20 protein-coding genes are annotated in these 19981 nt (G+C 36.5%); 8 read left to right on the forward strand and 12 right to left on the reverse strand.

Features of this window, described 5'->3' with window-relative positions:
* Window positions 1-16 precede the first annotated feature (16 nt).
* The 3 genes from A0F92_RS00905 to A0F92_RS00915 all read right to left on the reverse strand — a co-directional run bounded on the left by A0F92_RS00905 (window position 17) and on the right by A0F92_RS00915 (window position 3991).
* Complete coding sequence (locus A0F92_RS00905; RefSeq protein WP_068240710.1) at window positions 17-1234, reverse strand: N-acetylmuramoyl-L-alanine amidase family protein; 1218 nt, start codon at window positions 1232-1234, stop codon at window positions 17-19.
* Between the two features lie 111 nt (window positions 1235-1345).
* Complete coding sequence (locus A0F92_RS00910; RefSeq protein ID WP_167516688.1) at window positions 1346-2611, reverse strand: OmpP1/FadL family transporter; 1266 nt, start codon at window positions 2609-2611, stop codon at window positions 1346-1348.
* 9 nt (window positions 2612-2620) lie between these two features.
* Window positions 2621-3991 (reverse strand): DUF4270 family protein, encoded by a 1371-nt coding sequence (locus A0F92_RS00915; protein WP_167516689.1) that lies wholly within the window; start codon window positions 3989-3991, stop codon window positions 2621-2623.
* 359 nt (window positions 3992-4350) lie between these two features.
* On the opposite strand from A0F92_RS00915, the gene A0F92_RS00920 reads away from it, so the two are divergent.
* Both A0F92_RS00920 and A0F92_RS00925 read left to right on the forward strand, forming a co-directional pair.
* Window positions 4351-5397: a Kelch repeat-containing protein gene (locus A0F92_RS00920; RefSeq protein ID WP_068240717.1), complete on the forward strand. Its 1047-nt coding sequence runs from the start codon at window positions 4351-4353 to the stop codon at window positions 5395-5397.
* A gap of 61 nt (window positions 5398-5458) precedes the next feature.
* Window positions 5459-5728: a DUF4907 domain-containing protein gene (locus A0F92_RS00925; protein ID WP_167516690.1), complete on the forward strand. Its 270-nt coding sequence runs from the start codon at window positions 5459-5461 to the stop codon at window positions 5726-5728.
* Window positions 5729-5837: 109 nt separating this feature from the next.
* Here the strand turns inward: A0F92_RS00925 and A0F92_RS00930 are convergent, their stop codons facing one another.
* Together A0F92_RS00930 and A0F92_RS00935 are read right to left on the reverse strand one after the other, a co-directional pair.
* Window positions 5838-7628, reverse strand: a complete 1791-nt coding sequence (locus A0F92_RS00930; RefSeq protein ID WP_253809999.1) for an acyl-CoA dehydrogenase family protein — start codon at window positions 7626-7628, stop codon at window positions 5838-5840.
* Between the two features lie 50 nt (window positions 7629-7678).
* Window positions 7679-8119 (reverse strand): MarR family winged helix-turn-helix transcriptional regulator, encoded by a 441-nt coding sequence (locus tag A0F92_RS00935; protein ID WP_068240721.1) that lies wholly within the window; start codon window positions 8117-8119, stop codon window positions 7679-7681.
* A 92-nt stretch (window positions 8120-8211) separates the two neighbouring features.
* Between A0F92_RS00935 and A0F92_RS00940 the strand changes: the two genes are divergently transcribed.
* The 3 genes from A0F92_RS00940 (at window position 8212) to A0F92_RS00950 (ending at window position 11525) form a co-directional block, all read left to right on the forward strand.
* A complete protein-coding gene (locus A0F92_RS00940) occupies window positions 8212-9024 on the forward strand; it encodes an alpha/beta fold hydrolase (protein WP_068240722.1) in 813 nt (270 codons plus the stop codon).
* A 20-nt stretch (window positions 9025-9044) separates the two neighbouring features.
* Entirely contained in the window at window positions 9045-10193 is a 1149-nt protein-coding gene (locus A0F92_RS00945; RefSeq protein WP_068240723.1) for a glycosyltransferase, read from the forward strand.
* Between the two features lie 258 nt (window positions 10194-10451).
* Window positions 10452-11525, forward strand: coding sequence for an ABC transporter permease (locus tag A0F92_RS00950; protein ID WP_068240724.1), 1074 nt, complete (start codon window positions 10452-10454; stop codon window positions 11523-11525).
* 24 nt (window positions 11526-11549) lie between these two features.
* Here A0F92_RS00950 and A0F92_RS00955 read toward each other — a convergent pair whose 3' ends face one another.
* From A0F92_RS00955 to cysC, 7 genes are all read right to left on the reverse strand, one after another.
* Complete coding sequence (locus A0F92_RS00955) at window positions 11550-13010, reverse strand: O-antigen ligase family protein (protein WP_068240725.1); 1461 nt, start codon at window positions 13008-13010, stop codon at window positions 11550-11552.
* Complete coding sequence (locus A0F92_RS00960; protein ID WP_068240726.1) at window positions 13010-13876, reverse strand: Wzz/FepE/Etk N-terminal domain-containing protein; 867 nt, start codon at window positions 13874-13876, stop codon at window positions 13010-13012. Before A0F92_RS00960 ends, A0F92_RS00955 begins: the two co-directional genes overlap by 1 nt.
* Window positions 13877-13915: 39 nt before the next feature.
* Window positions 13916-14383 carry an Lrp/AsnC ligand binding domain-containing protein gene (locus A0F92_RS00965; protein WP_068240728.1) on the reverse strand — a complete coding sequence of 156 codons (468 nt, stop codon included), beginning with the start codon at window positions 14381-14383 and terminating at the stop codon, window positions 13916-13918.
* 402 nt (window positions 14384-14785) lie between these two features.
* On the reverse strand, window positions 14786-15838 hold the full coding sequence (locus A0F92_RS00970; protein WP_068240730.1) for a sulfotransferase: 1053 nt from the start codon (window positions 15836-15838) through the stop codon (window positions 14786-14788).
* Between the two features lie 369 nt (window positions 15839-16207).
* Window positions 16208-16381 carry a hypothetical protein gene (locus A0F92_RS15410; protein ID WP_167516691.1) on the reverse strand — a complete coding sequence of 58 codons (174 nt, stop codon included), beginning with the start codon at window positions 16379-16381 and terminating at the stop codon, window positions 16208-16210.
* A gap of 11 nt (window positions 16382-16392) precedes the next feature.
* Entirely contained in the window at window positions 16393-17721 is a 1329-nt protein-coding gene (locus tag A0F92_RS00980) for an arylsulfotransferase family protein (RefSeq protein WP_167516692.1), read from the reverse strand.
* A gap of 17 nt (window positions 17722-17738) precedes the next feature.
* Entirely contained in the window at window positions 17739-18347 is a 609-nt protein-coding gene (gene cysC / locus A0F92_RS00985; protein WP_167516693.1) for an adenylyl-sulfate kinase, read from the reverse strand.
* Between the two features lie 126 nt (window positions 18348-18473).
* Here cysC and trmB point away from each other — a divergent pair, with 126 nt between their 5' ends.
* Genes trmB through A0F92_RS01000 form a run of 3 tightly spaced genes read left to right on the forward strand, consistent with a single transcriptional unit; the run spans window position 18474 to window position 19762 of the window.
* Window positions 18474-19178, forward strand: coding sequence for a tRNA (guanosine(46)-N7)-methyltransferase TrmB (gene trmB, locus A0F92_RS00990; protein ID WP_068240736.1), 705 nt, complete (start codon window positions 18474-18476; stop codon window positions 19176-19178).
* The gene (locus A0F92_RS00995) at window positions 19165-19374 is read left to right on the forward strand and encodes a DUF5522 domain-containing protein (RefSeq protein WP_068240737.1); all 210 of its coding nucleotides are present in this window, start codon (window positions 19165-19167) and stop codon (window positions 19372-19374) included. Before trmB ends, A0F92_RS00995 begins: the two co-directional genes overlap by 14 nt.
* 1 nt (window position 19375) lies before the next feature.
* The gene (locus A0F92_RS01000) at window positions 19376-19762 is read left to right on the forward strand and encodes an MGMT family protein (RefSeq protein WP_253810001.1); all 387 of its coding nucleotides are present in this window, start codon (window positions 19376-19378) and stop codon (window positions 19760-19762) included.
* Window positions 19763-19981 lie beyond the last annotated feature (219 nt).

Consider the following 19981-nt stretch of genomic DNA (forward strand, 5'->3'; position numbering starts at 1 on the left):
TTGGGAAATAGGAAGCTTAATTTTTTTCGGTAGAAACATATTGCAACCAATCTTTTATACCCAGTACAATTTGTCTGGCTACTGCAGTTCTGAAGGCGGGGCTTTTAATTTTAGCCTCATCGCTTTTATTGCTTAAGAAGGCAATTTCAACCAAACAGTTCACAAAATCGGTGGGGGCATTTAAAGCAAAATTAAAACTGCCTACATTGCCAAACTCGTTCATTTTAATAGCGGCAATCCGTTTTAAAATAAATTGGCTTAGTGGTCTGAAACCAATGTGCTTATAATAGGTACTTGCGCCATTCACACTGACATCATCTGCCGAATTTAAATGCAGACTAATCAACACATTCGGATTTTTTTGTTGCAAAAACAATACCCTGTCTATATTATCGAAGGTAGTATCGTTGGTTCTTGTCATCATTACTTTTGCATGTGCCAGCTTTAACTGTTTTTCCAATTCTTTGGCAAATAACAATGTATAATTTTTTTCTACTAACCCATACACATTTCCGCTGGCTCCTTCATTGGTTCCGCCATGCCCGGCATCAACAGCAAAAGTTAAATGCGATAAACCAACGATATTGGGCTGACGTTTAACTTTAATCATCAGTGTATTTCCTTCATACCCAATGGTATAACCCCAATGCTGTGCATGTTGTAACTGTATGGTAACTTCCAGCACATCATTTTCTATTTGATGGTAATATAAATTTTTAATTTCCTTCAGCGATTGCAGCTGTGTGATCCAGTTGGTATTGCTTTGCACGCCATACAGATTAATTTTTATGGCAGCAGGATTTACTTCCATGTAGGAAGTATAAGGCACTTTCTCATTTAAATGAATGGTTACGATATCATAACAGCTATCAGTACCCCAGGCTTTCCACGATCCGCTAAGAACGGGTTTAGCTGTTTGCAATGCAGTATCACGTTGTATCATTGCAGTATCAATCAATGCTGTATGAAATTGCGACAATTGTAATTGATAAAATTTTTTAGACCGGCCAATGATTTTACAAACCACACCGGTATCAATATAGCCCATAGCGGCACCTCCTAATCGGTCGACCCCTTCACCATACAACAGTGCAGGCAATTTACCTATGGTTTTGCCCCACCAAATAGAATCTTTTTTAACAATTACATTGGATTGTTCTGCTTTTTGATGATTGGATTGGCTACAGGCAGTAAATACTACAAAGAGAATGGGACAAATCAGGCAATATTTCATCTTACGGTAATTTATAGCAAAGAGAAAATAGTGAAAATTTACATTTCACGATTTTTTCCGTAAATGAAAATACCAATAATTCAGCAAATAAATGATGATGTCAGTTCTATGTTAATCATATCTTCTAAAGTGGCGGGGAAGCCAAAACTCACGGAAGCCCAGAATAAAGGTTACCTGAAGATAATTTTCTTTCACCAAACCATTAATGGTAGTTCCGCGAACCCCACCTTCTAAATTCACCTGAACAGAAAGTGTACTACGTAAGGCATTAAAGCCGGTACCCAGGGTACCTCCAATATTATCAATTTGTTGTCCGGCTATATTCACATAAGATTTGCCATAGAAAAAGCCGGCCTGAAAAAAACTTTTCTCTGCAGTAATATCTCTGAATTTTGCTTTTTTGCTATATTCAAAACCCACATTTACCCGATTGCTGTTTACCAGATTATAAGAAAGCCCGCTGTAATTTAATTTACGCCAATCCTGATAAGTATAATCGGCTGCAAAAGTGTAATTGTCTTTATAAGTAAGGGCAATACCAGCCGTATACATATCCGGAAGCGTAAAACTGCCAATATTGTATTGCGGATTATCAATCAGCGTTGTGGTACCATCGGTTACATTTAAAGAAGTTAAGCTATTCAGTTTGGTTTGCATAGAACCAGATGCACCCAATGCCACTTTCCATTTTTTGCCAATTTTGGTTCGGTATTGCACCCCTAATTTTAAATATGGGTTATTGAGATAGGTGTTTTTTGTGGTAACCAGGTTACTGTCTAAACCGGTTCCGGAAATTGTTTCGGTTTGCCCTAATTGCCCAAACAAATAAGAGGCCTGTAATCCAACAGAAAAATGATCAGAAAATTTATAGCTATTGGTTAAATAAAACAAGTTGGTACTGCCGGTTCCGGTATAATAGGCCGGGAAAGTTTGTTGTGTACCCTGAATAACTTTATTGGCATAAAAAGAATAATTGGCCGTACTAAAAGGGGTTAAACCAAAGCCAATAGCCCATTTGGGGCGTACTTTAATGGCCATGGCAATTCTTTTAAATTGAATATCGGCACTCAGGTTATTATTCACCAAATCAATAGGCTGTCCGGTATAAGAAACACCGCGATAGCGGGCAGCTATTTCAAAATTAAAAAAATGTTCATCCAGCATGCTTAATGAAGCAGGGTTAGCCATATACATGGTTCTGTTGCCGGAAAGCGCCACACCTGCATGCCCCATACCGGAAGTACGGTCTAAATAGCTTTGTTCTAAATCGCCAATACCAATAATAGAGTAAGGTGAATTATTATTTTGAGCCATTGCTTTACTACAAAAGGCTGTAAAAGCAATCATCAATATTATGTAAAAGTCAATTTTCTTCATTCAAAAAAATTAGTATGATTTTACGGATGCGTAATAAAGGTCTAATTCAATCTGGCAATTAATATTTGGATAAAATCTATCGCCAACCACTACCCTTGCAAATTGCGACTGAAACGCCGGATTAGGTGGTGTTAACAACAACCCGGATTGATAGTAGGGATATTCTGGATCGGCCAAAATATTTTTTACGTAATTGGTTAAATCGTATGTATAATAACTTTTACCGCTAAAATAATCGGTTACCAGATTGCCATACTGCACACCGGCGCCGGCTCCTGGCGTTGCTACCTGTGTTAAATCCTGCCCCAATTGGTTTAAAATGGTGGTGGTGGAAAGCCTTAATTGTGGTGGCAAATAATATAAGGGATTATAACTGTTTGCAACCGGACGAACAATGAGCTGGGCTTTTAAGAATTTAGCATAATAAGGCAGTTTTTGTACATCCTGAATATTCGGGAAACGAATTTTTATCATGGTATTGGAAATAGGCTGGGAGAAAGCCATATTACCTGCCTGAGTACTCTTAATAATATTTACTTTCCCGGGTTGATTCAATCCACCCAAATTTTGCAATGCCGTTCCGGTTCTGTCTGCTGTAACATGAATAAAATGCAAGTTTCTGTTCACTAATGGAAAAGCCAAACGGGCACTGTCTTTATTTAAATTCGGATTGTGATAGGCTAAAAACACAGTAGCAGAATCTGCACAGGTATATACTGCATGGCTGTTACTGTTTGAGGCAATACGTAATCCATAAAAATAGCTGAGAAAATTGCTGGTGCTCTGTACATCTAAACTGGCTGTTTTTATTTTATTAAAAAGTTCCTGCCCCATGGCATCATCTAATTTTATATGAATGGAATCATCCACAGTTGGGCGAATATAGGCATCGGTAGCACCTAAGGGTTTTGGAAATACCGCAAAACTGTTTTTACTATATAATATACTACCCGGATCGCCATAAAAGGAGGGCGGGATAATAGGTTCTGAAAGGCGGGATACCTGAATATGAATGGGCTGCGTGGTATCACCATAAAATGTTTTACGCAGTTTTAAGGTAATATACAACGAATCATAAATAGACTTTACATAATCAGTAGCTTTGGTGGTAGGTGGTGCAATTTCATAAAAAGTTTGCGCATCTAACCTGCCAAAATAAGGGTCGGTATATCCCCCAAAAACCGTAACACCTGTTGAGCCGGTTGAAAAAGAATCGATATATACAGTCGAAATTTCAGTATTAAAGGTATCAGTCATGATAATTTGGGTAAGTGTATTATCTAATAACTGACTACTAAAATTAATATCTGCCCTTTTGCAGGCATTCAATAAAACAATAGAAGCAAGGGTAAAGAATAAAATAAGTAGTTTCTTAAGCATTATGTATGGTCTTATCTCAATTAAAAAGGGTTTTAGAAACCGGTTATAGAATACAATATGTAAGCTGCAACCTGTTATAAAATTGTTAGCAGCATGCATAATTTACAAATATACAGCTACAACATTTGCAAATGTGCTTACAACTCATATAATCAAAACATTTAGAACGCAAGGTTACAAAACATAAGAGCAGCCAAAACAAAAAGACTTGTTAAATCAATCATTTTACACTAAAAAAAGCCCATTCAAAAACTTGACCATACCAGTATTATTCACTTATCTTTGAAAACTTAAAGAAAACCAGTTTTAACTTTTGTAAAGTACACTCACCCTTAATTTTAGAAAAAAATTAAACGTCAATGAAGCAAATTAAGTATTTCTTTTTCTTACCCGCCAGCTTGGTATTACTGCTTATTTCCTGTGCCAGAACCGTATTAGACCCCACTCAAAGTAGTGGTAACTGGGTATTATCTCCCAACGACTTTGTGGGCGACCAGCGCACTGCTGCCTGTTCCTTTACTGTTGGAAATGTGGCTTATATTGGAACCGGATACAACTTAGCCAAAAACATTAGGTATTCCGATTTATATTCTTTTGATCCTACCAAAGGTGCCAATGGTAGCTGGACGCAATTGGCCAATGCTCCTGCTAATTTTACCCCCAGAAGCAATGCCGTTGCTTTTGCGGTTGGTACCAATGGTTATATTACCACCGGTCAGGATAATTTCAATAATTTTTTAAATGATACCTGGCAATATAATACAACCACCAATACCTGGGCTCAAAAAGCAAGTTTTGCCGGCACCCCCCGTATTGATGCACTGGCCTTTTCAATTGGCAACTTAGGTTATTTATTGTGTGGTTATGATGGCGGCTCTAATAAAAAAGACTCTTGGCAATACAATCCTAACGCTGATTCCTGGACTTTAACTGCTACTCAGTTTACCGGTAGCAAACGCCAAGGCGGTATTGTGTTTGTTTATAAAAATAAGGCTTATATTGTAACCGGAAACAATAATGGTGAAGTGAACGACTTTACTGTATTTGACCCTTCCAACACTGCTAACCCATGGAATCAGTTACGCCCCATAACCAATGTAAGCGCTGATACTTATGATGATTTGTATACCAATATTATTCGCGACCACGGTGTAGGATTCGTATTAGGCGACTCAGCCTACATCACAACCGGACAAAATGGTGGCTATAATATTAGTACCTGGGGTTATGATTTTGTAAACGATTTATGGTTCCAAAAAACCAATTTTGAAAGAGCTGGCCGCTCAGGCGCTATCGGTTTTTCAGTTGCAGGTAGGGCTTTTGTTACTACAGGTTCAGGTGGTTCAGCTTATTTTGACGACTTAAACGAATGGTTACCTTATCAACCCTATAATCCGAATGATTAAAAAGTATTGGGTATATATTTTATTTGGGATAGCTGTTTTTCTTTTTGTAGTAACAGGCATCATGGAAAAAAACAAAAAATCTAAAGTGCCCCAAATAACCTATAAAACTTATTACTCAGATAGTTTGCAATGGGGTTATGATATTTATGTGAATAATCAATTACGGTTTCACCAAAATATTATACCCGGTGCATCCGGAAAAAAAGGTTTTGTATCTGAACAACAAGCAGCAACCATTGCCCGTTTGGTGATTGATAAAATGAAACACCACCAGGCACATTTTCCTACAATTACCAATGCTGAATTAGACAGTTGCGGCATAACCAGATAAAACGTCTTAATTTTGTATATAAAAATAAAAACCCGGCAAATGAACAATGCCGGGTTTTTTATTTGTTTACTCTTAATATTTATATCAGCATTTTTGTTGTATTTATCTGCTAAAATGGATAATGATTGGCTGCAATCATAGCTTTTGCAATATTCCTTCTGGCAACTTTTGTATTAAATGCCTCCACTTTTGTAAACCTTTTTAAACCAATATGCATCATGCGTAATTCATCGCCTTCTGCAAAACTGTTCAATGCATCTTTTCCAGATTTGTTGATACAATCAGCAGCATCATATAAATAAGTACGCACCATATCTGCCTGCAAACTTACAGCAGCTTCGCCTTTTGTTTGCGCCAGTTTTATTAAACGAAGCAGGGCACTTTCTACATGATACACTTCAATAGCCATATCCGCAATTTTCATCAACAGTTCCTGTTCTTTGTCTAATTGCATCATTAATTTTTGAACAGCAGCACCGGCAACTAACAGTATGGCCTTTTTAAAATTAGCTACATACTTTAATTCTTTGGTAAATAAACCTTCTGTTTCAGATCCAAAATCAGGAATACTCATCAATTCTTTAGAAACAGCCATTGCCGGCCCCATTAAATCTAATTTACCTTTCATGGAACGTTTCAGCATCATATCTACTGAAAGCAACCGGTTTATTTCGTTTGTACCTTCATAAATACGGTTAATCCGCGAATCGCGATAGGCTTTGCTGATAATGTATTCATCACTAAACCCATTACCGCCATGTATTTGCACCCCTTCATCTACTACATAATCCAGCAACTCGCTACCAAATACTTTCAGCATGGCACATTCAATGGCAAATTCTTCTGCTGCGCCTAATAAAGATGTATCAAACCCGGCACCACTTTGCATTAATTCTGCTTCTTTTAAATCAATCCATTTGGCAGTTCTATATAAAGCTGATTCGGCTACCCAAATACGGATACACATTTCGGCCAATTTATGTTGAATGGCACCAAAACTGGCAATAGGCACTTTAAACTGTTCGCGGGTATTGGCATATTGCACAGAAATACCGGCTGCTTTTTTACTGGCACCCAAAGCTGCAGCATCTAATTTTAAACGGCCAATATTTAAGATATTGAAAGCAATAATATGTCCGCGGCCAACTTCGCCCAATACATTTTCTACCGGCACTTTACAATCTTGAAAATACAATTGAACGGTAGATGATCCTTTAATCCCCATTTTATGTTCTTCCGGACCTTGTGTAAAGCCTTCAAAACCGCGTTCTACAATAAAAGCCGTAAACTTATCGCCATCAATTTTGGCAAAAACAGTATACACATCTGCAAAACCACCGTTGGTAATCCAGCATTTCTGGCCGTTTAATAAATAATATTTCCCATCACTGCTTAATGTGGCCGTTGTTTTGGCACTCAAAGCATCACTACCACTGTTGGGTTCTGTAAGACCATAAGCGCCCTTCCACTTGCCAGAAGCTAATTTGGGAATGTATTTTTGTTTTTGCGCTGGTGTTCCAAAATATAAAATGGGTAATGAGCCAATGCCGGTATGTGCTGCAATGGCCACTGAAAATGAAAAGCCGCCACCCAAACCTTCATTCACAATTGTGGAGGTAATAAAATCTTTCCCCAATCCGCCAAATTCTTCGGGGAATGAGGTGGAGAGTAATCCCTGTTCTCCCGCTTTTTGCAAAAGCGAAGGCATTAATCCGGGCTCTAATTGATCAATACGATCAATAATCGGTTCAATTTCTGTAGCAATGAATTGATGGCACATATCCATCACCATTTGCTGTTCTTCATTAAAATCTTCAGGAATAAAGGTTTGTTGTGGATCGCTTTCTTTGATTAACCACTCGCCGCCTTTCAGCAGCGTTGTTGTTGTATCGATTGACATATCAGTAAATTTTATGATTGAATAATGAAAATGTCTGTAAAAACTGTCGGTTATTTTAAATTATCGTACACCTGCTGCAACACTTTTTTTACAATCTCAACATCTTGTTTTGCAATACCCGTTAGTGCCTCTTCCATAGTTTGATTAGCTAATTGCAAGGTAAGTTCCTGTAATCCTCTTGCAGCTTCAGTTAAACAAACCAGATTAATTCTTCTGTCGGTCGGTGATGGATGGCGATTTACCAATCCCTGTTTTTCTAAATTATCTATTAGCCGGGTAATGCTGGGCTTATCTCTAAAAGTTCTAACGCACAATTCCTGCTGGCTCAAACAGTCTTCTTTCCATAAATGGTACAAAATACTCCACTGCTCAATGGTAATTTCCAATCCTGCCTGCCTGAAATTTTTTTGCAATCGCCTTGCAACTGCAATTGATGCCATGCCATTGATTACACTGTATAATTCGCCTCGCTTAAATTGGTTGTTTGGCATATAGTTAGTTATGCAACTATTTTCAAAATTGGTGTATCTTTATCAAATTACCAAGTAATATTTGCGAAATTTTTGTAAGTTTTAAAACTATAATGGCAGTGCTTCAAGAAATATTACCCTATCGAAACTCGTATGTTCAATATTACAGAATAGGGAATGGACCCACTTTGATTATTGCCCTACATGGATATGGAGAAGATGGTCGTAGCTTTTCTTTTTTAGAAAACAAGCTGTGCACCAATTATACCATTATTGCCATTGATTTGCCTTTTCATGGCGGAACGGTTTGGCGGGAAGGTTTACATTTTACAGCAACTGACTTATGGCAAATAATTACAACCATTGCAAATGGATATACCCAACCGCTCATTATTTTGGGTTATAGTATGGGTGGTAGAATGGCTCTGCAGCTATTGCAATATTTTCCCGAACAAATACAAAAAATTATTTTAATTGCACCAGATGGCTTACACCATAACAAATGGCATTATCTGTCTACCCAAACCCGTGTTGGTAATCGATTATTTAAATGGGCCATGCAATATCCCAAACCGCTTTTTGTATGTATGGAGGCCTCTTGTAAAATTGGTTTATTCAATAAAAGCGTATTCAATTTTGCACATTTTTATTTAGACGATGCCAATGCCAGAAAACTACTGTATGAAAGATGGACAACGCTGCGAAAATTTCAACCCAATCACAAAATTTTAAAACAAAATATCCGCAAATATTATGTTCCAATACATTTAATTTTTGGTCAATTTGATCGTGTAATCACGCCAAAATATGGTTTTCAGTTTAAAAAAGGAATAGCATCATGGGTAAGTATTGATATCATTGCTGCAGGACATCAGTTATTAAAAGAAAAAAATGCAGCTGTAATTGCCGCAGCCATTTCTAAGTAATATTGTTTCTTTGCAATACCATGTTCATTCCATTCATTCTGATTATTGCAATTTTATTAACCCTATTTTATGTATGGCTGATTTTGTTGTACAGAAGATGGTTTGTGCGGTTAAAACCTTTTGTTGATGCAATTGAAACACAGCCTGCTGTTTCTTTCAGCATCATAATACCTGCCAGAAATGAAGCGGCCAATATTGGCGCATGTTTAAAAAGTATTACTGCACAAAATTACCCTTCACATTTAATAGAAATTATTGTAATTGATGATTACTCCACCGATAACACTGCAGCTATTGTACAGCAATGGCAACAGCAATATGCCAATATTCAATTAATAGATTTATCGAAAGAAAGCAGAGATGCTACTACCAATTCTTATAAAAAATGGGCTATTGAAAGAGCCATTCATTATGCCCGTGGCGAATGGATTGTTACAACAGATGCCGATTGTGTAGCCGGGAAAAACTGGATCAGCAGTTTTGCAAAATGTATTGAAAAAGAACAACCCATATTGATTGCCGCACCTGTAAGATTTATTTATTATCCTACATTGTTAGGCGCTTTTCAATATTTAGATTTTTTAAGTCTGCAGGGTATTACTGCCGCTTCTGTTTCTGCAGGGTGGCACAGTATGTGCAACGGTGCCAATCTGGCTTATCAAAAAGCAGCTTTTTTTGCTGTGAATGGGTTCACCGGCATTAATCATATTGCCAGCGGCGATGATATGCTGCTCATGAATAAAATTAAGCAACGATATCCGGGAAAAGCAACTTACTTATTTCATCCTAACGCCATTGTATTAACGCAACCTGTTTTTAGCTGGTATGAATTGCTTCATCAACGCATCAGATGGGCCAGTAAGGCAGATAAGTATGAAGACAAAAGTATTTTTGGGGTATTGCTATTTGTTTATCTGTATAATTTGGTTTTATTCATAATGCCTCTTCTTGCATTTTTTGAATGGCGGATGCTGATATATTGGATGATACTGCTTTTAATTAAAACCCTTACTGAACTCAGATTTATGAAACCGGTCAGTCGTTTTTTTGGTGAAAACCATTTGCATTGGTTTCCATTTTTACAACCCATTCATATAGCCTATACCGTTATAGTAGGCTGGTTGGGAAAATTCGGGCATTATCAATGGAAAGGAAGAAGGGTAGTGTAATGCTTTACCTTCCGTAGTTCATTCAGGCAATCTTTTTTTCCGGAATTCCAACATACAATAACAGGCAAATAAATGTTAGCAACACAAAAGGCAGCAAAACAATATTTTTAAACACATGTAGCATACAATTATATTTTAATGATGATAAAATGAGTTTAAATATGACATTAAGGGCTTTCTCTAGAATTATGACCTGAAAAAACTAAAAATGTTTAACTTTCATATTTTTGTTTTTAAATTTCAGACAGATTTCTGCAAATGCCTGCTCAATTCGGTAAACACATAAAAAATTTCGGCAAACTGATTTTTCAAAATAAAAGCCTTGCTGTGGGCTTTGTCATTGTTACAATGGCCATATTTATTGCGCTATTTGCATATATCATTGCACCCGATGCCACTGCCAATGCCAACCGAATGATCCCCGAAATTGGCAGTAAACCACCGGGTTTTAGTATTTCGTTACTTCGTATGCCTACAGATACTATACCACTAAATAGAGAGAAAGGCATTTTGCATTTTTTTCATGTTTTATACAATGGCAAGCCCGATCGGTACCGTTATATCCCGGTTACGGCTTATTATCTGCATAATGACACTGTTTTTGCAAAAAAATATATTGATGATGGCATTACCGCTGCAATTCAATCGCCACTTAAAACCTTAGGGCAACCATTTGCAATACACCGGCATTTTTACCTGGGTACCGATACATTTGGGCGTGATATTTTAAGCAGACTCCTAATTGGAACCCGTATTAGTTTAGCAGTGGGATTCATTGCAGTAGCCATATCACTCACTATTGGCATTGTTTTAGGCTTATTTGCGGGTTATTTTGATGGAAAAACAGATGCCATTATTAGGTGGTGTATTAATGTAATTTGGAGTATTCCAACTTTATTACTGGTTTTTGCAGTAACCCTTTTATTGGGTAAGGGTTTTTGGCAGGTTTTTATAGCAGTAGGACTGACCATGTGGGTAAATGTTGCCCATATGGTTCGGGGGCAGACCCTTGCCGCCAAAACATTGGATTATGTAACTGCAGCAAAGGTTTTAGGGTTTGGCAACCTGCGTATTCTCTTCAAACATATTTTGCCCAATATTGCAGCGCCAGTTATAGTTGTTATTGCATCCAATAATTTTGCAGGCGCCATTGTAATTGAGGCAGGACTAAGTTTTTTAGGAATCGGTGTTCAACCACCGCAACCCAGTTGGGGATTGATGATTAAAGAAAACTATAATTTTATCATTACACATCAGCCTGCATTGGCATTGGCACCGGGTATTGCCATTATGCTATTGGTGGTAGGCTTTAATTTATTGGGGAACGGATGAAGTGATATACTCAATATTCCGGGCTCATTTAAAACCGGCAATTGATTGTTGTTCAATTTTTAAGCGATGAGATAATACAATGAGTATACCGGCAGAAAGCCAGAAAAGACTTCCAATTTTATCGGTTTCAATTAAATCACTCAAAAAATTCAAAGTGCCAACCATAGCTACAACAGCACCGGTTGTTAATGCAACCATAGCATTAAAGCGACCTTGTAAATGGTGGAATAAATATTGTGCATAGCCCAGCATGGCGATAAATAAAGTACAAAAGAATAGTAAACCCGGTAAGCCCTGCTCTAAAGCTGTTAACAAAAAATAATTATGAACCGATGAGTGATCAGGATTGCTGCTCACCCAGGTTTTAAATCCACTATTGGTATAAGCTTTATAATAATCATAAAAATTATTAGGTCCAAAACCGGTAACAGGTTTGTCAATCACCATGTTTACCCCTGCCACCCATCGGTAAATACGTTCCGCATTCGATACATCCTTCATGGCAACAGTGGCTTCCAAATGGTCTTTAAAATTGGTGTGAAAAATGGTATGCTGAAAATCGGGCTCCAACTTTAAATACTTATTTTGTTGCACTAAGCCATAGGTAATTAATATTATCAAAACAAACCCGGTAATTACCAATTGCCAAAGCCATTTTTTATACAACACAAAAGCCATAATAATACCTACCAATAAAGCCAGCCAGGCACCTCTTGAATACGACAATATTAATCCGGCAATAAAAACCATCATCATACCATATAACCATTTTCTGGATGATTGAGACGCAGGAGTGAGCACCAGCATGGCCGCTAACATGGCCATGATACAAACCAACATAGCAGAATAATTAACGTGATTGCGGAAAAAAGGAGATAAAATTTTTTTGATTCCTTCAAACGAAAACTGATAGAATGCATGGCGTACAATAGCCTGCACAACTACGAATAGCATGGGTAAAATAAAACACAAGGCCAATCGTTTAAAATCTTTCTGCGATTGTATAAGCAGCGCAGGTAGCAACACAAAAGGAACAATAAACCAGCTTTTAGCCAATAAGAATTTTATGGAAAGAATGGGGTTTTCAGAATAGATACAAGTAATCGCTATCCAAATGATATGCAACACAATTAAAAAAAACAAAGGATGTTTTAAAAGGAATGCAGGTATCACTTCGGGTTTCAACAGCCATTTAAAAAAGAATAAGCCGGTTAGCAGTATCATGATAGCTTCATCAGGAAAATTGAGTGATAATGCATCTGTTACCTGCCATTCAGCAGATAGTGGCAATACACACAACAGGACCCAAAATAAATAGGAAGTATACTGAACTATTTCATTAAAAATTAATGGAAGCAAAATCCATATAAAAGGCAAAGCCCAAAATAAAGGTTGTTGCAATACGATTCCCAACACAACAGCCACCATCATTACCATGCCGGCTGTAACAAATTGGTTTTTATTAAAAAAATGAATAATACGCATTATTCAGGCTGGTTACGGAAATAAATCAATACCGCACAAGCTGCAAAAACAAAACTAATGATACATACTGCTACCAACACTAAGATGGGCCTGGGCTTATCGGGCTTAACAGATGGAGCAGCTTTTTGTACAACATATAACCCTGCAGGTACATTTTGTAATGCCAATTGTAAATCAGCAATATTTTTCCGATATTGCCCCAATTGCTGAAGATCCTGTATTTTTTGTGTTTGCAAAATCATTGTATTAGCTTTTGTGCTTCCTGATACCGACAACTGTTGTTCAGTTTCATTTATTTTTTGCTGCAATAATTGTATTTGGTTTTGCAAACTGTGCATGGCATTTTGATAGTTTTGCAGCCAAAGACTTTCTTCACTTTGCTTTAATAAGGCTACCGCGGCATTGGCTATATCTGCAGCTAAAACAGGATTTTTATCCCAAACACTAATAGCTAATTGATTATTTTCTGTTTTTTTAAATTGCAGATTTTCCTTAAGTGTTTTCATCGCATTAAAGCGGCGCAATGTTTCATTAGATACTTTAATGGCATAAGTATTCACCAAATGAAAACTATCTGTTAACTGATAGTAAAGCGTATCTAAACGTGTCATTCCATACAACAAATCCAAATCATCGCCATTTCCAAAATAAGAATAAAGCCTTTGTAAATTATTATAAGCAGCCCGTTCTTTATCTGCCAGTTCAGGATTTGAGGGCAAGACATACGCTGTTGATTGATAATATCGGGGAACAAAAAAAAGCGTAATAGCTGCAATTACAAAGGCAATTATTACAACCCCAATAATTTTTTTTCTTTGCAATTGCAACGTATGCAACACGTCTGTTAAATTCAAATTTGTGGGCATAGAAAATGGGTTAGAATAAATATTGTTGAATAAGCGTGATTACTGATCAACCACTACATTTCTGCTAAAACTTTCTTCCAGCGAAATAAAAGTTTCAGTACGTTCAATGCCTTTGATATTTTGCAATTTATCGTGCAATACAAAACGCAGTTGCTGAATATCTTTTGTCACAATTTCAGCAAACATGCTGTAATTGCCTGTTGTGTAATTCAGGCGTACAATTTCCGGAATAGATTTTAATTCTTTGGCAACCGTATCGTACAAAGAGCTTTTTTCTAAATAAATGCCAATAAACGCAATCACATCATAGCCCAGCGCTTTTAAATCTACTGCCAATTTTCGGCCTTTTACTATTTTTTGTTCCTCTAATTTTTTAATGCGAACATGTATGGTGCCGCCCGACACAAACAATTGCTTGCCTAAATCGGCATAAGAAATTTCGGCATCTTCCATCATGGCCTGAATAATTTGCAAATCCAGTTTGTCAAGATTTAATTTAAGGCTCATATTGCAGTTGATTTTTAAATAAATTTAATTAAATTATAAAAATAATGAACAATTTCTAAATTTTTAAAAAAATTATTGATTTATTTTTAAATAATGCTGCATAATGTTTAATATTGTGCTGTCAAACAAAAGAAATAGTTCTTTATACTGTGGGGTGATGAAACTTTTGGCAGACATGCCCTCTCGTCTCGGGGGTGAGGACAAAAGGATAAACGTAGCATAGAGCCTTTCGCAAGAAAGACCGGGGTTGACCACCGGACTTTGTGTTACAGCTAACTTCCTCGTGTAGGTTCGACTCCTACCCCTACAGCTCTCTCTAATTCTCATGTGCATTTGGGCCTTCGAAGTTTTTACTTTGAAGGCTTTTTTATTGCATCATGCCTCTTTCTTATTATTTACGTTCTATGTCTGCATTGCTTTTACCCGCAGTGCTTCATAGACAAACATACACGCTTTTAATAAACTGTGGTCAAAATTTTCTATTTGTTGAACATCGGGTACTTTAAAGGGTGGTATTGCCCTTGTATTTTGTATTTGTAATCGCTTGAATAAATTGCTGAAAATATCAGCACCTTTTGTTCCCAAATCTTCATAACAAATACAAATGCAGTTAGCCTCATTGAATGACAGAATTTTTTCATAATAATTCTTCCAACATTGTAACCAATAGTTTATTTCATTAATGGAAAACTGTTGCAAAATGGCTGCATCTTCCTGCTTCCAAATAAAAGGTTTATGCCCCAGGCCAAACTCAAAATGCCCCAACCAATTCATGTATTTTAATACAAAAGGATTGTTTTTTTGTATGCCGGAAAAATGTTTATGTTGTTTCATTAATGAATAAGCATGCTGCAGTGGATGCCGAAAAGGTATGATAAAAACAGCCTGAGGCAGTTGTTGCATCAGTTGCGGAAACCTTAATATATTATTATTATTTTTTGACAAATAACGTATCCCTCCGGTTGAATTTTCAGCACTTGCTACTGTATACTGCATAAAAAGCTGAAACTTTTGGATAACCTCATTTGAAAGTTTGTGTGGAATAACACTGTTCGTTTTAATATAATCATCCGCACAAAAGCATCTCCAAAAAATTTCTTCAAATGCTTCCGGACTATCAAAATTTACCATAATGCCATCTGCATGCGCCCGTTCCTTTAATGTTGAAGTCAATACTGTTTTGTTTCTAAATTTTTTCCAAAGACCGGGCATTAAAACAAATGGCATATCTCTGTATGTAAGGCATCGAAATACCCCGGTTTCATAAATTGTGCGCATGATGATGGTAGTTCCGCTTCTTGCCAAACCGCTAACAAAAACAGGAGAACCTATAGCTACAGGTTTATTTTTTTGTAAAGCAGTTTCCATATCAAAACTAAATTCTAAAACACTTCTGTTGCCCAAAGCAATGGAATGCAGCATTTTAGATAATAATGAGTAATCAAATTTGCTCATATATTTTTTTCACAATAAAATAAACAATAAATGTAAAAACTGAAAGCCAAAAAACACGCCATGTAAACATGTATTGAAACAAATATGCATTGCGCCAGTATAAAAAACTAATGGAGAATAAAATAAATAAAAAAAGGCTTATTAAAACAGACAATAGCCCAAGCAAACGCAAACTATTATTGAGTAACCGTATGGCGTAACCTAAAATAAATTTTTCTTTGTATAAATCGGATGCATTTTTATATCGAACAAAAACAAGGTAGAGTTTTTTATAACAATCCCAAGAAGCTTTGGTATATTTTGTAAATGGCAAAACATCACCGGTAAGAAACAAGCAAAAAAACAAAACAAACAGTATACTACCAGCCATTATGCAACCTTTTCATCTTCCTGTTGCGAAACAGTTTTTTTCTTAAATTTTTTCAGGAACCGCTTAAACGGATACCATACAATTGCAAATATTGCCATAAAAAAAGACAGTAAAATACCAAAAACAACAGAAAGTACACCACCATCCATTCCCGGACCAATATAATTCAACATATATTTAAGCTTTAATTTTCACTGTAATCAAATTTTCCATTTCCTGTTTTTAATAAATAACGCCCCCAAGATAATATACTGATATGCTTAGCATCTACCGGGCTTTTATATTCCCATAACACAGCATCTGCCGATAGCCGAAAGGCTCTACCAAAATTAGATTCCTCTACAAAAGCGGTTCCATCCTTTAATAATTTTACCCTTCCTTCCGTTATTGTGCCAATTTTTTTTTGATGAAAAACCTTTGCAAATGGTTTTGTTACAGAATCATTTGAAAAATTGTATAAATACACCTGATTTGTATTTTGATATAACTTATCACCACCTAAAGCAAATGTTCTTACAATGTTGTTACCAAAAATGCTGATATGTGTACTATCCACAAAATCAGGACAATGTTGGTTGAGCCAGGGGCCTGTTTTTAACCAAATAATTTTGTTGGTAGATGGCCGATATAAAAACACGGTGCTTTTATGTCGTAAACTCACCAATAAATCTCCTTTTTGCCAATATTGGCTGCTATACCAAGCCGGCCTTACTTCATTTAAATGCAGGGGGTCTTCGTCAATTAATCCGGTGCCTAATAAAAGGCCTTTGTAACCATTGTCAACCAGAATTTGTGCAACAGAATGAATAGAAATGATTTTACCCTGAGGCGATATGCAGGCAATAGCATCATTTCTGTTTTTTCCCACTAAATTTTCTTGCACAAAAGAAGTATCTAAAACAATAGGCGACCAAAAATTACCATTAGCATCTATTTCGGTGGAATGGTGAAAAACCCCATCTATTAGCCAAATAATGTGGTTGTTGCTGTCTAATTTAAACAAAGGCCCTTCATTGATTTTTACGATGATACTTCCATCCTGAAGCAATAAAGGATGTAATGCACGTGCCTGACTAGAATGTAAAATACTATAATGAAAGAAAGGATTGTTGGTATGTGTAAGATTATGAATTTTATCCAATGGCGGTATCCATACTTTTAAAATCTGTCCATTTTGTAAGGATACTAATTTCACCGTTGTTTGATGATAGGTAGGATCATACACGGTGGTTAAAAAAGCACCGGAATCTCTTTTAGAGATATTAAAATAAGTCAACCCATTGATTGCCGTATTTTTATTGGGGATGATCTGCTGATTGAATCCTAATACCTCAGCCACTGCATCACGCACCATTTTTGGGTATGCGGCTATAGCAACAGCCCATTCGCCTGCTTTCCCTAATTTTTTACCTCCTAAAAGCTGGTGCCTTACCGCAGCCCCAAATAACAACATAATCATTATGCCTGCAAATACTATTAATAACAACCAGCGAATCGAAATTTTTTTGTCCACACGAATCAATAAAATGATTAAATAAATTTATTTGTTTTCAGATAGTACAATATTTCAGCAGTAGCCGTTTCAACAGATACCTGTTCGGTATCTATTCTTATTTCAGGAGCTATGGGTACTTCATAAGGTGCATCAATCCCTGTAAAATTTTTTATTTGACCGGCTAAGGCTTTTTTATAAAGCCCCTTGGGATCTCTTCCTATACATACTTTTATAGAGGCACATACATACACCTCAACAAAATTTTGCCTGCCAATAATATGTTTGGCTACATTTCTTTCTGTTATTGTTGGCGAAATAAAAGCAACAATTACAATTAATCCTGCACCAGTCATTAATTTACTTACCTCGGCAACCCTTCTTATGTTTTCATCACGATCCTGCTGTGTAAAACCCAAATCGCTACATAAACCCTGGCGGATAATATCTCCATCTAATAAAATAACAGGCGCATTGGCTTCCTTTAATTCATTGAATAATTGGTTTCCTAAGGTTGTTTTACCTGCACCACTTAAACCGGTTAACCAAACAACAAAAGGCTTAGTTATGCTAACCACCCGATGAATTGATGAGTTTTCAGAATATAAAAAGGATTGTTTTTGATGTGAAGTAAAACTTTGCTGCATGCACACTTGGTTTATTGAAACGACCAGTTAATGTCTGCTAACTGGCTATAAATTTTAATCAGACTTTTATTTTTTCATTAGGTTTAATTCAATTTCAGTATTGTACCCCTATTTTTGCTGTTTACCATGGCACATAAAAAATTAATTCGGTTCGAGGCAATTAAATCTTTTCCCAATGTTTTTGAATTGCCCCAAAACATGCAGGAACAGTGGACAGTTTTCTTCAAAAATCAACACCCATTGGTTTTGGAATTGGCCTGTGGTAAAGGAGAATATACAATATGTTTGGCAAGGCTGTATCCACAAAAAAATTATATTGGTGTTGATATAAAGGGCAATCGTATTTGGCGGGGTGCTTTAACAGCCATAGAAGAAAACTTACCCAATGTTGCTTTTTTAAGAACGCCAATTGAGGGTATACACCAATATTTTACCCCCCATACAGTTGAAGCCATTTGGATAATATTTCCCGACCCGCAACTGCGCTTATCAAAAGCCAAAAAAAGATTAACCCATCCACGATTTTTACGCCTATACCAACAAATATTACAACCCAATGGCATTGTACATTTAAAAACAGACAGTCCGGATCTGTATTATTTCACCAAAGCTGTTATCAACTTATTTGACTTGGAATTGTTACAAGATTATGATAACCTGTATGCAGAACAACAATTATTACCGGAACACACCATTCAAACCCATTATGAATTGTTAGATATTGCCAAAAGTAACCGCATTCATTATTTGGCTTTCCGGTTAAACAAGCCATTGGATGTAGAAAAAGATGCAATACTAAAAAAATTAATTTTTGAACATGCCGCTAATTGAAGGAACTGATTTTTATTATGATGCGCAAGGTTATATGGTATTGACAGAAAAATACCATTTAGAAAAAGGCTATTGCTGTGGGTATGGCTGCAGACATTGCCCTTACCAGTATGAAAATGTTCCCGAACCTAAACGATCTACATTAATTGAATCAACTATTACTACTAACTTAAATACTCCAATAAATCCACAATAGTTTGGCAAAGTTACAAAAATCAATACCCATCAAAAAGGTCTTACCAAGCGGGAAAAAAGACCAATCATTTTTTGAACAAGTATATGCAATAGTGGCTTTAATACCTGAAGGACGTGTAACCAACTACGGGGCTATTGCCAAATTTTTAGGCACCAAAATGAGTGCAAGAATGGTAGGCTGGGCACTAAACAATGCACATCATTTACCAAATGTGCCTGCACACAGGGTAGTAAACCGCAATGGCGCTTTAAGCGGGAAAGCCCATTTTGAAACACCTACACAAATGCAAATCTTATTAGAACGGGAGGGCATTACCGTAATTGATGATTGCGTTGTAAATTTCAAATGCCATTTCTGGGACCCTTCCATTGAATTAGATATTGTGTAGTTTATTGGTAATAAGGACTAATAAACAAGTACACAATAGGGCCGGTAACCGCCACATACAGCCACAGCGGCCAGGTATAACGGGCCAATTTTTCTTGAGTTTGACACCATTTCAACCTAACACATTGATAATCAGCAGTGATACTTGTCAATCGGCTCACTACAAAGGCTAATTTTTTAAAAAATCAGATAGATAGTTTGTTTTGCCTGATGATGGGCA

This window comes from Hydrotalea flava, assembly GCF_001623405.1.
In the GTDB taxonomy this organism is placed as follows: Bacteria; Bacteroidota; Bacteroidia; order Chitinophagales; family Chitinophagaceae; genus Hydrotalea; species Hydrotalea flava.